The organism is Curtobacterium sp. PhB136 (assembly GCF_004346855.1).
Classification (GTDB): domain Bacteria; phylum Actinomycetota; class Actinomycetes; order Actinomycetales; family Microbacteriaceae; genus Curtobacterium.
Genome location: NZ_SMGH01000003.1, coordinates 1 through 1,088 on the forward strand (window position 1 = coordinate 1; position 1,088 = coordinate 1,088).

Below are 1,088 nucleotides of genomic sequence, written 5' to 3' on the forward strand. Positions count from 1 at the left end.
TGTAGTTCCCCGTGAGGTTATGAACGCGATCTGATGGGGTTTGGCCGCCGAGGCCGGTGTGTGGTCGGTGGTGATTGTAGTGATGCAGCCAGTCCGCGTAGGTCGCGGTTCTGGCTGCATCGCTGTCGTAGTGACGGGCGTAGGCCCATTCCGCGGCGAGGGTTCGATTGAACCGCTCGACCTTCCCGTTGGTCTGCGGCCGGTAGGGCCTGGTGAAGCGGTGCTTCGCGTCACCGAGGGCGGTCGCGAAGTCGCGGGATCGGTAACACGCACCGTTGTCGGTCATCACGGCCTCGACATGGATCCCCGCGGCGGCGAAGAACGTGTTTGCGCGGGCCCAGAACCCGGCAGCGGTGGCGCCGAGTTCGTTGTCGTGGATCTCTGAATACGCCAGCCGGGAGTGATCATCGACCGCGTGGTGCAGGAACCGGTACCCGCGAGAACCACGCGCGCCTCGTCGAGCAGCACGATCACGATTCGAGCCGGCGGCGCGGTCCTGGGCAGACCCGCGTCCGTGAGCGCGCCAGCCGCCACCATCTGGGATGCGGCCTTGCTTCTTGATGTCGACGTGGACGAGCTCACCCGGCCGGGACTTCTCGTATCGCACCGGAGTCGGCCGGCGAACCGGGAGCCCGGTTGCTTGGTCAATGTTGCGCAGCAGCGGCATCCGGAACCGCGCCAGGACACGTCCAACTGTCGAGCGGGCCAGGCCCAGGTGGAACGCAATCCGGTGCGGTCCCCACCGCCGGGTGACCCGCAACGCGAGGATGCGGCGTTCCAGCCGGGACGGGACTCTGGTCGGACTCGACAACGGCCTCGACGACCGGTCGGCCATCGACAGGCCCGCTCGGTATCGTGCAGCCCATTTCGCTGCCGTCGCCGGCGAACACTGGAACCGTTCCGCGGCCCGACGGACGGGCCAGCCGTCGACGACGATCAGCCGGGCAAGGCGTTCCCTGCCCGTTGGAGTGAACGGGGCATTAGCGTGAGTCACGAAGACCTCCGGTGACGACGTGGTGTGTGGTAACTCACATCGTCCCGGAGGTCTTCACTTACGTCACCCGTTCACAACGTCCCGGGGAACTACA

General features: G+C 66.5%; 1 protein-coding gene. It reads right to left on the reverse strand.

Translation table 11 applies throughout. The annotated features are described in order from the left end of the window. The coding region (locus tag EDF27_RS00055) for an IS481 family transposase (protein ID WP_123656474.1) at positions 1-994 on the reverse strand (994 nt) is incomplete at its 3' end. Positions 995-1,088: the final 94 nt, after the last annotated feature.